We start from the raw sequence: 14,955 nt of genomic DNA on the forward strand, positions 1-14,955 counted from the left end.
ATAATGAAAAAAAATGCCCAGTCCGTGGAAGCCTGGCTGGAGGCGATGATCGCCGTGGCGCGCTATTATCGCCTTGATTTTTCACAGGAGAACGTGCGCGCGACCGTCAACTGGGAGCGCGACAGCAAACGGGAAGAGTTACTTACCGACATGGCGCGGCAATTGGGAATGGGGCTGCGATTGGTGGAGTTTTCTGCCGATTCGCTTAACCCGTGGCGGCTGCCGCTGATTGCGGTTTTTGATAATCAGCAGATTGGCGTAATCACCCGCCGCGACAACCACGACAATATCAGCATTCAGTTCAGCGGTGACGAAGGGCTGGAAACCACGCTGAACGTCGCGGATATTGAAGATAAAATCGTCGAACTGGCACTACTGCGCCCGCTTAGCGCCATCCCTGATGCGCGGGTGGATGACTACATTCGCCCGTATCAGGCGAACTGGTTCTGGAGTCTGTCGCTGAAAGACTGGCGGCGCTACGGCGATATTATGCTGGCCTCACTGGTGGCGAACGTGCTGGCGCTGGCGGCGATGATTTTCTCGATGCAGGTTTACGACCGCGTCGTTCCGGCGCAATCGTACCCGACGCTGTGGGTGCTGTTCGCCGGGGTGATGATGGCGATTCTGTTTGAGTTCTGTATGCGCATGGTGCGCACGCACCTCTCGGATATGATTGGCAAGCGGGCGGATCTGCGCATTTCGGATCGCGTTTTTGGTCACGCATTACGGCTGAAAAACAACGTGCGATCGAAATCCACCGGATCGTTTATCTCGCAGATCCGCGAACTGGAATCAGTGCGGGAACTGATCACTTCCACCACCATTGGCGCGGTGGCGGATCTGCCGTTCTTCCTGCTGTTTGTCTTTATTCTGTGGATGATCGGCGGCTGGCTGGTGCTGGTGGTTTTGCTGGCGCTGCCATTACTGGTGATCCCCGGCCTGCTGGTGCAACGCCCGCTGGCGCGGCTGGCGAACGAAGGAATGCGCGAGTCAGCGGTACGCAACGCTACGCTGGTGGAAGCCGTGCAGTCGATTGAAGATATTAAACTGCTGCGCGCTGAACAGCGTTTTCAGAATCAGTGGAATCACACCAACGACGTGGCCTCGTCCATCAGCATGAGGCAACGTTTTCTCACCGGGCTGCTGCTCACCTGGACCCAGGAAGTGCAGTCCATCGTCTACGTGGTAGTGCTGTTGGTGGGCTGCTTTATGGTGATGAACGGCGACATGACCACCGGTGCGCTGGTCGGGACGACGATCCTGGCTTCGCGCACCATTGCGCCGCTGTCGCAGATATCCGGCGTGCTCTCGCGCTGGCAGCAGGCGAAAGTAGCGCGCAACGGGCTTGATGAACTGATGAAGCGCCCGGTGGATCAGCCGGAACACGGCAAACTGGTGCATAAAGCGGTGCTGCACGGTAATTATCAGTTCAGCAACGCGGTGTTTTATTACGACGAAGAAGAGAAAATTGCCGATGTGGCGATTGGCAAACTCAACATTCAGGCCGGAGAGAAAATCGCCATTCTCGGGCGCAACGGCGCGGGTAAATCAACGCTGCTGCAAATGCTCGCCGGAATGCGTATCGCCCAGCAGGGGCAGGTGCTGCTGGATAACATCAGTATTGGGCAGCTTGATCCGGCGGATCTGCGCCGCGACATGGGGCTGCTCAGCCAGACCGGACGACTGTTCTTCGGCTCGCTGCGGGAAAACCTGACGATGGGGATGCCGGAAGCCAGCGATGAAGATATCGAACGCGCGTTAACCCTCAGCGGGGCGCTGCCGTTTGTGCAGAAGCAGAAAAACGGCCTCAACTACATGATTCAGGAAGGGGGATTTGGTCTTTCTGGCGGCCAGCGGCAAACGCTGCTGCTGGCGCGGCTCCTCATCTCTCAACCGAATATCGTCCTGCTCGACGAACCCAGCGCTTCGCTGGACGAAATGGCGGAAGCGCACTTAATCGAGCAACTGAAACAGTGGATTGGACATCGCACGCTGGTCATCGCCACTCACCGCACGGCGATGCTGCAACTGGTGGACAGGATAATCGTGATGGATCAGGGGCGGATTGTGATGGATGGCGCAAAAGAGGCCATTTTGCGTGAACAGGGCGAACCCACGGCGCGACGGGTGGTGTTGCAGGAGAAGAATAAGGGGTCTGCCGCATGAACGGACAACTGCAATATAACCGTGGCCTGACTGAACCCCGCCTGCCGCGCTCGGCGCTGGCGGTACGTGTGACCGTCGTCATGCTGCTCTGTTTTCTCGGCTGGGCGTGGTATTTCCAGCTTGATGAAGTGACCACCGGCAGCGGCACGGTAGAACCTTCCGGGCGCGAACAGGTGGTGCAGTCGCTGGAAGGCGGGATTTTGTATCATCTCGACGTGAAAGTGGGCGATATTGTTGAGCAAGGCCAGCCGCTGGCGCAGCTTAACCGCACCAAAACCGAATCCGACGTGCAGGAAGCAATGTCGCGGCTGTACGCGGCGCTGGCAACCTCGGCACGGCTGCGGGCGGAAGTCAGCAATAAACCGCTGGTGTTCCCCGACGAACTGAATAAATTCCCCGAGCTTATCGAGTCGGAAACGGCGTTGTACAACACTCGCCGCGACGGGCTGAACAAAGCCACCACCGGGCTGACACAAGGAATTAGCCTGGTCAATCGCGAACTGGCGATGACCCAGCCGCTGGTGAAACAGGGGGCGGCGAGCAGCGTCGAAGTGCTGCGTTTGCAACGACAGGCCAATGAACTGGAAAACAAACTCAGCGACGTGCGCACGCAATATTACGTTCAGGCACGGGAAGAGTTAGCAAAAGCCAACGAAGAAGTCGAAACCCAGCGTTCGGTGATCCGCGGGCGGGAAGACTCTCTCACCAGGCTGGACTTTACCGCGCCGGTGCGTGGCATTGTCAAAGACATTGACGTCACTACGGTTGGCGGCGTCATCGCCCCAGGTGGTAAACTCATGACCATCGTGCCGCTGGATGAGCAACTGCTGATTGAGGCGAAAATCTCCCCGCGCGATGTGGCGTTTATCCATCCGGGGCAAAAATCACTGGTGAAAATAACCGCTTACGATTACTCCATCTATGGCGGCTTACCAGGAGAAGTTGCGGTGATTTCACCGGACACCATTCAGGATGAAGTACGGCGCGATGTTTATTACTATCGAGTGTACATTCGCACCTTCAGCAACCATCTGGAAAATAAACATAAACAGCAGTTTCCGATATTCCCCGGTATGGTGGCGACGGTCGATATCCGCACGGGTAAAAAAAGCGTGCTGGATTATCTGTTGAAACCCTTTAACAAAGCACAGGAGGCGTTGCGCGAACGATGAACATTAGCGATGTGGCAAAAATTACCGGCCTGACCAGCAAAGCCATTCGCTTCTATGAAGAGAAGGGACTGGTGACACCGCCGATGCGCAGCGAAAACGGTTATCGTACCTATACGCAGCAGCATCTCAACGAACTGACCTTACTGCGCCAGGCACGCCAGGTGGGCTTTAACCTGGAAGAAAGCGGCGAACTGGTGAATCTGTTTAACGACCCGCAGCGTCATAGCGCCGATGTAAAACGGCGCACGCTGGAGAAAGTCGCGGAGATCGAGCGACATATTGAAGAGCTGCAAGCCATGCGCGACCAGCTACTGGCATTGGCGAATGCCTGCCCCGGCGATGACAGCGCCGACTGCCCGATTATCGAAAATCTCTCCGGCTGCTGTCATCATCGGGCGGGGTGAAAATCAGTTAATCCCCGTTTGCACTGAAAGAATATGCTGCAAACTTTCTACCATAATGCGCCCCGACTGAAATAAGCCTTCCTGGATTTCGTTGTTAACATTCACAGCGTGAACCAGGGAGGCTAATAACACCACTTGCAGGAAGGCAAAAATAAACGCACCGATAATCATAATATGCGTCATGGCTATTTTCTTTTGCTCCTTCATTTTAAATAGCCCACAAACTGGCCTTCTTTCATTAAGGCGACTTTTCCTGTGTGATGATAAACAATGACGTTATACAGACCCGACTGATATACGGTGGCATCTTTATTATCTTCATCTATGGCACATAACGAATCATTGAGATAAGCGAAGTTCTTACTGCTCATTCTGAAGGTAAGGCCAAATCCTTTATAAATGGATTTTTTAGTGGCCTGGGCATGTTGTGCGGCTTCTGCATTTTTAAATGCCTGCGCCTCGGATGCACTTAAAATAGCCGCCTGACGCTGTTGTTCTGCGAGATAACAGGTGTCATGACTGACGCCCTGCGCCTGGCAATCTGCGATGCGGGAAGTGGGGGAGCTACAGCCAGCCAGTAATATAACCGCCAGCAGGGAAAACGATTTAATGGTGCTATTCATCATTGTTAACCTTAAATAATGTGCGGATAATTGCGAATAAGAAATTGCTATTAAAATTAGAACGAATATCCCACGCCGACACCTGCGCCAAAATCAGATTGTGTATCCGCTGAGACTCCCGCTTTAATTACCGTATGAATTCCGGCATTAAAAGATGTTCCGACAGACACCGCAGATTCACCGTTGAACGTTCCTGCTCCCGCTGACACCATCATTAAATCACCGGTTTTCACCTGCGGCTGTGAGGCAATGGCAATGGCTGACGCGATCCCCGCATTAGCATCTTTACGGTTATCTTCAACTTCGTTTTTCAGCGAACTGAAATTGTTATTGAGCGTTGTAATCTGCTGGCTGTTATCAGCGACCCGGTTTTGGGTGTTGGTTAACTGTTGCTGCGTTTGTGCGGAATCTTGTCTCAGACTTTCAATTTGCTCATGTGCCTGGGCTGACTTCTGCGCCAGACTTTGCATTTGTTTATCGTATTGAGTCCTTTCATTTTGCTGTTGTGCTGCCACATCGGTTGTCAGCGCATTCATTTTCTGCCCTTGTTCAGTGGTAGTGCGCTGATTAGCCTCATTTTGAGCCGCCAGTCTGGCATTAATCATCTCCTGATAATGCGCGGTATTTTGCGTATCTCCAGTCGCGGCGAGCGTTTTTTGTGTGGCTACGATCTGCGCCTGTTGCTCTGTAATTTGCGTTTGCTGGGCATCAGTTACCGCAGACTGTCGGGCGTTGATCATGCTCTGATAACGGGCAGTTGTCTGTACATCACCTGTAGCGGCAACGGTTTTTTGTCCTGCGTCAGGATCTGTCTGGACAGGGGGAGTCTGAGTGGTATCAGATGTTTCAGAAGGGATGTAGTGATGTTCAGTCAAATAGGTATACGCAGCGGGGCTGTTGTCTGTGCGTTCTAAAAAGCGGGTAATCTTCTGCTCAATCTCCGATTGCGACATGCCAGAGTTAATGGCTGAAAGCTCTGTTGCCGCCGCTTCAATGGTATCACCAGCTAAAACAACAGGGCTGGATGTTGCTGAAATTATGAGTGCCAGTAAAGCTACGTTTACAGTTTTCATTCATTTTCTCTCGTGCAAAATAAGTCGCATTAGTGTTTCTATAAGAAACAAATAACACTATTTTAAGAAATAAACTACGTTGCAATTTAATCGAAATCTACGCCGCCATTTGTGTGATGTAAAGCGCATTTTTGGTTGGTATAAGCGTAAATATTGCCAATAAGAAACAAAAAATGTTTCTTATATAAATAAAATAGAAAATCATTTTGTGCTCTTTCAATGTAAAAAAGAGTAAAGACTTGTTTTGATAAGCGAAATAAATGTTGTTTCTGGGCTAAACGTGAAGCTGTTCCTGATGTGTGCTAGAATGCGTTTCTTTGATAAATCTCAATTTTTAAGAGGTTTACGCCAGGCAGGAAAATTAAATGAATGAATTTGAGAAGATTTTTAATGAAATGAATCTGGACAGGGCGCTGCTCCCCATCCTTTTTCGTTCGAATCGCTCTACGGTGTGGAAGTATTTAAGCGGCGATAGTACGGCTCCTGCCTCTGCCATGTCGCTGATCATGCTGTTGCAGTTGATCCAGAAGAGAAACCCCGATCTGTTAGCCGAATGGTTAACGCTTTCTGATTTCACCATTCCGCCAGAAGTTTACCTGGACCAGCCAGATTACTGGAAAGGGTGGGTGTATACCCAACACAAGGTCAATAAAAACGTCCTGGAATATCTAAAAAAACACTATCCGGATGAAGACCAAAAAAACATGAATAAAGGCAGTGACGAGTAATTTGCCTATGCCAGTTAATATGGCGGAGGCGGCCGACGCGCCCGCGTTGCATCAGGCGTCGGTGCGCGACTGCCGGATGCGGCGTAAACGCCTTATCCGGTCTACGTTCAGGCACAGATTTGTAGGCATGATAAGACGCGTCAGCGTCGCATCAGGCGATGACCGCACGGATGATCAGCGTTATCCCTTCAATCGCAATAACCTCAACATGCGTACCTGCACCGAGATCCTCGCTGGCGCTGACGGGCCATGAACTGTCGCCGACGCGCATATGACCGCGCCCGTTGACTAACGGTGATTCCAGCACAAATCGTCTGCCGATCAATTGCTGTCCGCGCTGGTTTAAATGACTGTCACTGTGCTTTTGTTCGCGCACGCCTCGTGCCAGCCATTTCCACCACAGCCAGGCGGCAAGTAGCGTCAGGACGGCAAACATCACCCCTTGCCACTCCCAACCCAGCGGCAGCAACCAGACCACCAGGCCAGTAATCACCGCCGCGACACCGCTCCACAACAGATAACCATTGCCGCCCAACATCTCGGCTGCCAGCAGCAGACCGCCGAGACTCAGCCAAAAAATATGCGGATGGATAGCTATCATCTCGATCATGATTTATTTCGCTCGTTCGCGCTGTCTTTCACCAGTTCAGCAATCCCGGCAATCGATCCCATCAGGCTGCTGGCGTCTAATGGCATCATCACCACTTTGCTGTTGCTGGAGGAACCAATCTGCTGTAACGCTTCGGTGTATTTCTGCGCCACGAAGTAATTCACCGCCTGGATATCACCAGAAGCAATGGCTTCAGACACCATTTGGGTCGCGCGTGCTTCTGCTTCAGCCGAACGTTCACGCGCTTCAGCCTGTAAGAATGCCGACTGACGTTCACCTTCCGCTTTCAGGATTTGTGACTGTTTTTCACCTTCGGCTTTGAGGATTTCCGCCTGACGAATCCCTTCTGCTTCAAGGATGTAAGCGCGTTTGGTACGTTCCGCTTTCATCTGCGCGTTCATTGAAGAGATAAGTTCAGCCGGTGGGCGCACATCGCGAATTTCAATACGGGTGACTTTTATCCCCCACGGATTAGTGGCTTCATCGACAATATGCAGCAGACGCGAGTTAATGCTGTCGCGCTGAGAGAGCATTTCATCAAGTTCCATCGAACCCAGAACGGTACGGATGTTGGTCATGGTCAGGTTGATGATTGCCAGTTCCAGATTGCTAACTTCATAAGCCGCGCGCGGGGCATCAATCACCTGAATAAAGCAAACGGCGTCGATAGTGACGTTGGCGTTATCTTTCGAGATAACTTCCTGGGATGGGATGTCGAGCACTTGCTCCATCATATTGATCTTACGACCAATGCGGTCCATAAACGGCACCACCAGACTTAGCCCCGGCTGTAACGTTTTGGTATAACGACCAAATCGTTCTACCGTCCACTGATAGCCCTGCGGCACGATTTTGACGCCCGCGCCAACAATCACCAGCGCGACAAAAATGAGAATCGGGATAAAAATAAGCATCGGAAAAACCTCCTGTTGTACCGTCCATAAAGAGCAAAATTGCTGCTTGATTAAACAAATTATACCTGATTACTGAAAGAGAGTTCCCCCTTATTCTTGCGGAGGATAAACTGTTTTTAGTAAAAATCAGAAAAAGGGATGGGCAATGCAGGAAAATAGTCTTTTGCTCCAACTGCAAAATGTTGGATATCGGGCGGGCGATACGAAGATTCTCAATAACATCAATTTTTCGCTGCGTGCTGGCGAATTTAAGTTAATTACCGGCCCTTCTGGCTGCGGTAAAAGTACGCTACTAAAAATAGTTGCTTCATTAATCAGCCCGACCTGCGGAACGTTACTGTTTGAAGGTGAGGATGTCAGCACACTAAAGCCAGAAACCTATCGCCAACAAGTTTCTTACTGCGCCCAAACGCCGGCTCTGTTTGGCGACACGGTCTACGATAACCTGATCTTTCCCTGGCAGATCCGTAACCAGCAGCCTGATCCGGCCATTTTTCTCGATTTTCTCGAACGTTTTTCCTTGCCGGACACCATTTTGACGAAAAATATCGCCGAGCTATCTGGTGGTGAAAAACAACGCATCTCATTGATTCGTAACCTACAATTTATGCCGAAGGTTTTATTGCTCGACGAAATCACCAGTGCGCTGGATGAAAGCAACAAACGCAACGTCAATGGGATGATCCACCGCTATGTACGTGAGCAAAATATTGCTGTGTTGTGGGTGACGCACGATAAAGACGAAATTAATCATGCGGATAAAGTGATTACACTGCAACCGCATGCCGGAGAAATGCAGGAAGCACGCTATGAACACGCATAATATTACCAACGAGTCACTGGCACTGGCATTAATGCTGGTGGTTGTCGCAATCTTAATTAGCCATAAAGAAAAACTGGCGCTGGAGAAAGATATTCTCTGGAGTGTGGGGCGCGCGATAATTCAGCTGATTATTGTCGGCTATGTATTGAAATATATTTTCAGCGTTGATGATGCCAGCCTGACATTATTGATGGTGTTATTTATCTGCTTTAATGCGGCGTGGAATGCGCAAAAACGCAGTAAATATATTGCTAAAGCTTTTATCTCATCGTTTATTGCCATTACGGTCGGGGCGGGAATTACCCTGGCAGTGCTGATTCTCTCAGGGTCGATTGAATTTATCCCGATGCAGGTGATCCCTATTGCCGGGATGATAGCCGGTAACGCGATGGTGGCGGTTGGGTTGTGTTACAACAATTTAGGGCAACGGGTCATTAGCGAACAGCAACAGATTCAGGAGAAACTGAGTCTTGGGGCGACGCCGAAACAGGCTTCAGCGATATTGATTCGCGACAGTATTCGCGCGGCTTTAATTCCAACGGTGGATTCAGCAAAAACGGTTGGCTTAGTGAGTTTACCGGGAATGATGTCCGGGCTGATATTTGCCGGGATTGATCCAGTGAAGGCGATTAAATATCAGATTATGGTGACCTTTATGTTGCTCTCAACCGCCAGCCTGTCGACCATTATTGCCTGTTATTTAACCTATCGTAAATTTTACAATTCGCGCCACCAGTTGGTGGTGACGCAATTGAAGAAGAAATAATGCGATGCCGGATGCGCAGCATCGCATCCGGCGTTGTGGTTCATGCGCCGATCAACGGAAAATCAATACAACAACGCATACAGCTGGCGGCGATACTTCGACGCCAGTGCATCCCCCGTACCCAGCGCAGCGAGGATCTCCTGGAACGTTTTACGCGTCTGACCGTCTGCGGCGGTGAGATCTTTACGCAGATGCCCAAACAGTAACTCCAGCGCCTCTTCATTGCGCCCAACTTGATGCAGTTGCAGTGCCAGTTGCGTCGCCAGTGCGGCATCTTCTGGGTTCTCCGCCACCTGCTGTTGCAGCTGTTGAATTTCCGGCGTATCTGCCGCCTGCTTCAGCAGTTCGATTTGCGCCACCAGCCCCTGATAGCGGGTGTCCTGATCCTGCAACGGAATGGTTTTCAGCACGGCTTCTGCATCTTCAGAACGGTTCAGCGCAATCAGCGTTTCTGCCAGCAGCAGGCCGATCTCCCCGTTCTGGTTCGACAACTGCCAGGCGTCTTTCAGCAATGGCAGGGCGTCGGTGTAATTGCCTTCTTGCATCAGTTGCATCACCTGCTGCGCTTTCAGCTCTTCTTCACGCGGCAGCACTTTATCCAGCAGGGCGCGGATCGCTTCTTCCGGTTGCGGTCCCTGGAAGCCGTCTACCGGTTGCCCGTTCTGGAACAGATACACGGTCGGAATAGCGCGCAGACCAAACTGGGCGGCAATCATCTGCTCCGCGTCGCAGTCCAGCTTCGCCAGAATAAATTGCCCGTTGTACTGTGCCGCGAGGCTTTCCAGAATTGGGGTTAACTGCAAACAGTGCTGGCTACGTTCAGACCAAAAATAGAACAGCACAGGTGTGGTCATTGACTGTTCAAGAACCTGTTGCAGGTTAGATTCGTTAATGTTGACAATATTTTCTACGGACATGGAGTCGCTCTCTGTTGTCGATATTTTCTTTGACATGGGGGCTTAAGCGCGCGCTTCAACTCACCCCTGCAATATTTTGTCCATCGCGCACCCCGGCAGCAGGCGCTTAAGCACCATGACTGCCCAGGTCACCAGCGTCACCGGATAGCGCATCTTCGGCTTCTCGCTGATAAAAGCATGGCGCACTTTGGCAACCACCGCTTCCGGCCCCAACGTAAAGCGGGCGGCGATGCCGGGGTTTTCGACCGGTTTATCGCTTTGCGTCTGGTTGACGTTGTCGGTGAAACGAGTACGAATGGGACCTGGCTCAATCAGGCTAACTTTAATTCCGCTGTGACGTAGCTCCATGCGCAGTGCGTCTGACCACGCCTCCAGCGCATATTTACTGGCCGCGTAAGCGCCGCGGCCCGGTGTGGAGATTAATCCCATCACCGATGAGGTCATCACAATACGCCCTTCACCGTGCGGCAACATAGCCGGTAACAGGCGCATGGTGAGCTGGTGTGCGCCGAAAAAGTTGGCGGAAAACTGCTGTTCCATCTGCGCACGGCTGATGGTGGAAAGGGGGCCATACATGCCGAATCCGGCATTGTTAAAGATCCCATACAGACAATTATCGGTCAGGGCGATCACTTCGTCGGCTGCGCGATCAACACTTTCTGGCGAATCCAGATCGATCAACACGCCGGTGAATCCCATATTGTTCATGCGCTCAACATCATCCGGTTTCCGGCAACCTGCCAGCACATGAAAACCCTGGCGTTTTAATTCGAGCGCGCTTTCCAGGCCAATTCCACTGGAACATCCGGTAATTAAGACCGATTTTTGCATAACTTTACCTGTCAGGATCTCCGTTGCTTTATGAGTCATGATTTACTAAAGGCTGCAACTGCTTCGCCATCCAGTCGGCAATAAACGGCTGGGCGTCGCGGTTGGGATGAATACCGTCATCCTGCATCCATTGTGGCTTGAGGTAGACCTCTTCCATAAAAAAGGGCAGCAGCGGAACATCAAACTCTTTGGCGAGTTTGGGGTAAATGGCGCTAAAGGCTTCATTATAACGGCGACCATAGTTTGCAGGCAGACGTATTTGCATTAACAATGGTTCAGCGTTGGCGGCTTTGACATCCTGCAAAATCTGGCGCAGCGTTTGCTCGGTTTGTTGTGGCTGAAAACCACGCAAACCGTCATTGCCGCCCAGTTCAACCAGCACCCAGCGCGGCTGATGCTGTTTCAGCAGAGCCGGAAGGCGCGCCAGCCCTTGTTGCGAGGTGTCGCCGCTGATGCTGGCATTGACTACCGACGTTTTGCTCTGCCACTTATCATTCAACAAGGCAGGCCAGGCCGCGCTGGCAGACATTCGATACCCGGCGCTCAGGCTATCACCCAGAATTAATAACGTGTCCGCTGCGGCGGCACGGAAAGTTAACAGGACCAGGAACAGGAAGGGCAAATGCCAGCGGAAAACATTGTTGAAGTTCATCATCTTAAGAAGTCCGTCGGTCAGGGGGAGCATGAACTCTCCATCCTCACCGGAGTTGAGCTGGTTGTCAAACGTGGCGAAACCATCGCGCTGGTGGGCGAGTCGGGATCGGGTAAGTCAACCTTGCTGGCGATCCTCGCCGGGCTGGATGACGGTAGCAGTGGCGAAGTGAATCTGGTAGGACAACCGCTACATAATATGGACGAAGAAGCGCGGGCAAAGTTGCGCGCGAAGCATGTAGGCTTTGTTTTTCAGTCATTTATGTTAATTCCGACCCTTAACGCGCTGGAAAACGTCGAGCTTCCGGCGCTGCTGCGCGGTGAGAGTAGCGCGGAAAGTCGTAACGGGGCGAAAGCATTGCTCGAACAGTTAGGGCTGGGCAAACGTCTTGATCATCTTCCGGCACAGCTTTCCGGCGGCGAACAGCAACGTGTGGCGCTGGCGCGTGCCTTTAACGGTCGGCCAGATGTGCTATTTGCTGATGAACCTACCGGCAACCTTGACCGCCAGACGGGCGATAAAATTGCCGACCTGCTGTTTTCCCTTAACCGTGAGCATGGCACCACGTTGATTATGGTGACCCACGACCTGCAACTGGCGGCACGCTGCGACCGCTGCTTACAGCTGGTGAACGGGCAGTTGCAGGAGGAAGCATGATTGCACGTTGGTTCTGGCGCGAATGGCGCTCGCCGTCGCTATTAATTGTCTGGCTGGCGCTAAGCCTGGCGGTGGCCTGCGTGCTGGCGCTGGGCAATATCAGCGATCGCATGGAGAAAGGTTTAAGCCAGCAAAGCCGGGAGTTTATGGCGGGCGATCGGGCGTTGCGCAGTTCGCGCGAAGTGCCGCAAGCGTGGCTGGAGGAAGCGCAAAAGCGCGGCCTGAAAGTCGGCAAGCAGCTGACTTTCGCCACGATGACATTTGCAGGCGACACACCGCAGCTGGCGAACGTCAAAGCGGTGGATGATATCTACCCGATGTATGGCGATCTGCAAACTAATCCCCCTGGCCTGAAACCGCAGGCGGGCAGCGTATTGCTGGCCCCACGCCTGATGGCACTGCTTAACCTGAAAATCGGCGATACCATCGACGTGGGCGATGCCACGCTGCGGATCGCCGGAGAAGTGATTCAGGAACCGGATGCCGGTTTTAACCCCTTCCAGATAGCCCCACGCCTGATGATGAATCTGGCGGATGTCGATAAAACCGGAGCCGTGCAGCCGGGGAGTCGGGTCACCTGGCGCTATAAATTTGGTGGCAGCGAGAATCAGCTCGACGGCTATGAGAAATGGCTGTTACCCCAGCTTAAACCCGAACAACGCTGGTACGGTCTGGAACAGGACGAAGGCGCGCTGGGGCGCTCGATGGAACGCTCGCAACAGTTCCTGCTGCTTTCGGCGCTTCTGACCTTGCTGCTGGCAGTGGCTGCGGTGGCGGTGGCGATGAATCATTACTGTCGCAGTCGCTACGATCTGGTGGCGATCCTCAAAACGCTGGGGGCAGGGCGAGCGCAACTGCGTAAGTTAATCGTCGGTCAGTGGTTGATGGTGCTGGTACTTTCAGCCGTTACCGGCGGGGCGATAGGTCTGTTGTTCGAAAACGTGTTGATGGTGCTGCTCAAACCCGTGCTACCTGCCGCTTTACCTCCTGCCAGCCTCTGGCCATGGCTGTGGGCGCTCGGCACCATGACAGTCATCTCTCTGCTGGTGGGGCTGCGACCATACCGCCTGTTGTTGGCAACGCAGCCTTTACGCGTGTTACGTAATGATGTGGTCGCGAACGTCTGGCCGCTGAAGTTTTATCTGCCGGTTGTCACTGTGGTGGTTGTGCTGCTGCTCGTCGGGCTGATGGGCGGCAGTATGCTGCTGTGGGCGGTGCTGGCGGGCGCGGTAGTACTGGCTTTGCTGTGCGGTGTGCTGGGCTGGATGCTGCTGAATGTACTTCGCCGCATGACGCTGAAATCGCTGCCTCTGCGCCTTGCGGTCAGCCGCCTGTTACGTCAGCCGTGGTCAACGTTAAGCCAGCTTTCGGCATTTTCGCTCTCCTTTATGCTGCTGGCGCTGCTGCTGGTGTTGCGTGGCGATCTGCTTGACCGCTGGCAGCAGCAGCTACCTCCAGAAAGCCCGAACTACTTTTTAATTAACATCGCCACAGAACAGGTTACGCCGCTAAAAGCGTTCCTCGCGGAACATCAGATAGTCCCGGAATCATTTTATCCAGTGGTGCGTGCGCGGCTGACAGCGATTAACGACAAGCCGACAGAAGGTAATGACGATGAGGCGCTTAACCGCGAACTCAATCTTACCTGGCAAAATACGCGGCCCGATCATAATCCGATTGTCGCTGGTAACTGGCCGCCAAAAGCCGATGAAGTGTCGATGGAAGAGGGGCTGGCGAAACGCTTAAACGTTGCCCTCGGCGATACCGTGACTTTTATGGGCGATACCCAGGAGTTCCGCGCTAAAGTGACCAGCCTGCGCAAAGTGGACTGGGAAAGTCTGCGGCCTAATTTCTATTTTATTTTCCCTGAAGGGGCGCTGGATGGACAGCCGCAAAGCTGGCTCACCAGTTTCCGCTGGGAGAATGGCAACGGCATGTTGACGCAACTCAACCGTCAGTTCCCGACCATTAGCCTGTTAGACATTGGCGCGATTTTAAAACAGGTCGGTCAGGTGCTGGAGCAGGTAAGTCGGGCGCTGGAAGTGATGGTAGTGCTGGTCACCGCCTGCGGTATGTTGCTGTTGCTGGCACAGGTGCAGGTGGGAATGCGTCAGCGTCATCAGGAGCTGGTGGTGTGGCGCACCCTAGGCGCGGGCAAAAAACTGCTGCGCACAACATTGTGGAGTGAGTTCGCCATGCTCGGGTTTGTTTCTGGTCTGGTGGCCGCAACTGGTGCGGAAACGGCGCTGGCAGTGTTGCAGGCGAAAGTGTTCGACTTCCCGTGGGAACCGGACTGGCGGTTGTGGATTGTGCTGCCGTGCAGCGGTGCACTGCTGCTGTCACTTTGCGGCGGCTGGCTCGGCGCGCGACTGGTTAAGGGTAAGGCGCTGTTCAGGCAGTTTGCGGGGTGATGACAGGCGTTAGATTGCCTGATGCGCTACGCTTATCAGGCCTACGAGGATCGTGCAATATATTGATTTTGCAAGATTGTGTAGGCCGGATAAGGCGTTTACGCCGCATCCGGCAGTCTTGCTACTAGCGTCGGGATTGTATCGCCAACATAGCTGTTTGAATATGTAGGCATCCTGACTTATAATTCACTTGCTAGATGAGGACTGT

16 protein-coding genes are annotated in these 14,955 nt (G+C 52.8%); 8 read left to right on the forward strand and 8 right to left on the reverse strand.

All coding sequences use genetic code 11. From position 1 onward, the window contains the following. Positions 1 to 3: 3 nt before the first annotated feature. The 3 genes from FEK42_RS16595 to cueR are packed head-to-tail and all read left to right on the forward strand — an operon-like array spanning position 4 to position 3,742. Positions 4 to 2,166 (forward strand): type I secretion system permease/ATPase, encoded by a 2,163-nt coding sequence (locus FEK42_RS16595; protein ID WP_138211895.1) that lies wholly within the window; start codon positions 4 to 6, stop codon positions 2,164 to 2,166. Beyond that, on the forward strand, positions 2,163 to 3,338 hold the full coding sequence (locus FEK42_RS16600) for an HlyD family type I secretion periplasmic adaptor subunit (RefSeq protein ID WP_130206337.1): 1,176 nt from the start codon (positions 2,163 to 2,165) through the stop codon (positions 3,336 to 3,338). The genes FEK42_RS16595 and FEK42_RS16600 overlap by 4 nt, the downstream gene beginning before the upstream one ends. Further along, entirely contained in the window at positions 3,335 to 3,742 is a 408-nt protein-coding gene (gene cueR / locus FEK42_RS16605; protein ID WP_001026744.1) for a Cu(I)-responsive transcriptional regulator, read from the forward strand. The genes FEK42_RS16600 and cueR overlap by 4 nt, the downstream gene beginning before the upstream one ends. Positions 3,743 to 3,745: 3 nt before the next feature. Here the strand turns inward: cueR and FEK42_RS16610 are convergent, their stop codons facing one another. The 3 genes from FEK42_RS16610 to FEK42_RS16620 are packed head-to-tail and all read right to left on the reverse strand — an operon-like array spanning position 3,746 to position 5,438. Further along, entirely contained in the window at positions 3,746 to 3,949 is a 204-nt protein-coding gene (locus FEK42_RS16610) for a hypothetical protein (RefSeq protein WP_024257417.1), read from the reverse strand. Continuing rightward, complete coding sequence (locus FEK42_RS16615) at positions 3,946 to 4,368, reverse strand: hypothetical protein (protein ID WP_130260281.1); 423 nt, start codon at positions 4,366 to 4,368, stop codon at positions 3,946 to 3,948. Before FEK42_RS16615 ends, FEK42_RS16610 begins: the two co-directional genes overlap by 4 nt. A gap of 53 nt (positions 4,369 to 4,421) precedes the next feature. After that, a complete protein-coding gene (locus FEK42_RS16620; protein ID WP_130206343.1) occupies positions 4,422 to 5,438 on the reverse strand; it encodes a YadA family autotransporter adhesin in 1,017 nt (338 codons plus the stop codon). Between the two features lie 365 nt (positions 5,439 to 5,803). On the opposite strand from FEK42_RS16620, the gene FEK42_RS16625 reads away from it, so the two are divergent. Further along, complete coding sequence (locus tag FEK42_RS16625) at positions 5,804 to 6,166, forward strand: hypothetical protein (protein WP_001001643.1); 363 nt, start codon at positions 5,804 to 5,806, stop codon at positions 6,164 to 6,166. A 151-nt stretch (positions 6,167 to 6,317) separates the two neighbouring features. Here the strand turns inward: FEK42_RS16625 and FEK42_RS16630 are convergent, their stop codons facing one another. Both FEK42_RS16630 and FEK42_RS16635 read right to left on the reverse strand, forming a co-directional pair. Beyond that, entirely contained in the window at positions 6,318 to 6,776 is a 459-nt protein-coding gene (locus tag FEK42_RS16630) for an NfeD family protein (RefSeq protein ID WP_130206345.1), read from the reverse strand. Further along, positions 6,773 to 7,690, reverse strand: a complete 918-nt coding sequence (locus tag FEK42_RS16635; protein WP_000904498.1) for an SPFH domain-containing protein — start codon at positions 7,688 to 7,690, stop codon at positions 6,773 to 6,775. Before FEK42_RS16635 ends, FEK42_RS16630 begins: the two co-directional genes overlap by 4 nt. 145 nt (positions 7,691 to 7,835) lie before the next feature. Here FEK42_RS16635 and fetA point away from each other — a divergent pair, with 145 nt between their 5' ends. Then, entirely contained in the window at positions 7,836 to 8,513 is a 678-nt protein-coding gene (gene fetA / locus FEK42_RS16640; RefSeq protein ID WP_135492560.1) for an iron ABC transporter ATP-binding protein FetA, read from the forward strand. After that, positions 8,500 to 9,279, forward strand: coding sequence for an iron export ABC transporter permease subunit FetB (gene fetB, locus FEK42_RS16645; protein ID WP_010347707.1), 780 nt, complete (start codon positions 8,500 to 8,502; stop codon positions 9,277 to 9,279). Before fetA ends, fetB begins: the two co-directional genes overlap by 14 nt. Before the next feature lie 62 nt (positions 9,280 to 9,341). Here fetB and cnoX read toward each other — a convergent pair whose 3' ends face one another. From cnoX to tesA, 3 genes are read right to left on the reverse strand one after another with little or no spacing between them, the layout of a single operon-like run. Then, positions 9,342 to 10,196: a chaperedoxin gene (gene cnoX, locus FEK42_RS16650; RefSeq protein ID WP_138211896.1), complete on the reverse strand. Its 855-nt coding sequence runs from the start codon at positions 10,194 to 10,196 to the stop codon at positions 9,342 to 9,344. A gap of 60 nt (positions 10,197 to 10,256) precedes the next feature. Beyond that, positions 10,257 to 11,066: an NADP(+)-dependent aldehyde reductase gene (ybbO, locus tag FEK42_RS16655; RefSeq protein WP_135409631.1), complete on the reverse strand. Its 810-nt coding sequence runs from the start codon at positions 11,064 to 11,066 to the stop codon at positions 10,257 to 10,259. Further along, entirely contained in the window at positions 11,056 to 11,679 is a 624-nt protein-coding gene (gene tesA / locus FEK42_RS16660; RefSeq protein WP_001295836.1) for a multifunctional acyl-CoA thioesterase I/protease I/lysophospholipase L1, read from the reverse strand. Before tesA ends, ybbO begins: the two co-directional genes overlap by 11 nt. On the opposite strand from tesA, the gene ybbA reads away from it, so the two are divergent. Both ybbA and ybbP read left to right on the forward strand, forming a co-directional pair. Then, the gene (ybbA, locus tag FEK42_RS16665; protein ID WP_135492562.1) at positions 11,650 to 12,336 is read left to right on the forward strand and encodes a putative ABC transporter ATP-binding protein YbbA; all 687 of its coding nucleotides are present in this window, start codon (positions 11,650 to 11,652) and stop codon (positions 12,334 to 12,336) included. The two genes, tesA and ybbA, sit on opposite strands and share 30 nt — an antisense overlap. Further along, positions 12,333 to 14,747: a putative ABC transporter permease subunit YbbP gene (gene ybbP / locus FEK42_RS16670; protein WP_135492564.1), complete on the forward strand. Its 2,415-nt coding sequence runs from the start codon at positions 12,333 to 12,335 to the stop codon at positions 14,745 to 14,747. Before ybbA ends, ybbP begins: the two co-directional genes overlap by 4 nt. Positions 14,748 to 14,955 lie beyond the last annotated feature (208 nt).

The organism is Escherichia sp. E2748, from assembly GCF_005781125.1.
Lineage (GTDB): Bacteria > Pseudomonadota > Gammaproteobacteria > Enterobacterales > Enterobacteriaceae > Escherichia.

Coding starts and splice junctions, on each gene's coding strand:
- tesA (WP_001295836.1), bottom strand. CDS start 11,679: ATGAACTTCAACAATGTTTTCCGCTGGCATTTGCCCTTCCTGTTCCTG.
- FEK42_RS16615 (WP_130260281.1), bottom strand. CDS start 4,368: ATGATGAATAGCACCATTAAATCGTTTTCCCTGCTGGCGGTTATATTA.
- FEK42_RS16630 (WP_130206345.1), bottom strand. CDS start 6,776: ATGATCGAGATGATAGCTATCCATCCGCATATTTTTTGGCTGAGTCTC.
- ybbO (WP_135409631.1), bottom strand. CDS start 11,066: ATGACTCATAAAGCAACGGAGATCCTGACAGGTAAAGTTATGCAAAAA.
- FEK42_RS16600 (WP_130206337.1), top strand. CDS start 2,163: ATGAACGGACAACTGCAATATAACCGTGGCCTGACTGAACCCCGCCTG.
- FEK42_RS16625 (WP_001001643.1), top strand. CDS start 5,804: ATGAATGAATTTGAGAAGATTTTTAATGAAATGAATCTGGACAGGGCG.
- FEK42_RS16595 (WP_138211895.1), top strand. CDS start 4: ATGAAAAAAAATGCCCAGTCCGTGGAAGCCTGGCTGGAGGCGATGATC.
- cueR (WP_001026744.1), top strand. CDS start 3,335: ATGAACATTAGCGATGTGGCAAAAATTACCGGCCTGACCAGCAAAGCC.
- fetA (WP_135492560.1), top strand. CDS start 7,836: ATGCAGGAAAATAGTCTTTTGCTCCAACTGCAAAATGTTGGATATCGG.
- cnoX (WP_138211896.1), bottom strand. CDS start 10,196: ATGTCCGTAGAAAATATTGTCAACATTAACGAATCTAACCTGCAACAG.
- ybbP (WP_135492564.1), top strand. CDS start 12,333: ATGATTGCACGTTGGTTCTGGCGCGAATGGCGCTCGCCGTCGCTATTA.
- FEK42_RS16620 (WP_130206343.1), bottom strand. CDS start 5,438: ATGAAAACTGTAAACGTAGCTTTACTGGCACTCATAATTTCAGCAACA.
- FEK42_RS16610 (WP_024257417.1), bottom strand. CDS start 3,949: ATGAAGGAGCAAAAGAAAATAGCCATGACGCATATTATGATTATCGGT.
- ybbA (WP_135492562.1), top strand. CDS start 11,650: ATGCCAGCGGAAAACATTGTTGAAGTTCATCATCTTAAGAAGTCCGTC.
- FEK42_RS16635 (WP_000904498.1), bottom strand. CDS start 7,690: ATGCTTATTTTTATCCCGATTCTCATTTTTGTCGCGCTGGTGATTGTT.
- fetB (WP_010347707.1), top strand. CDS start 8,500: ATGAACACGCATAATATTACCAACGAGTCACTGGCACTGGCATTAATG.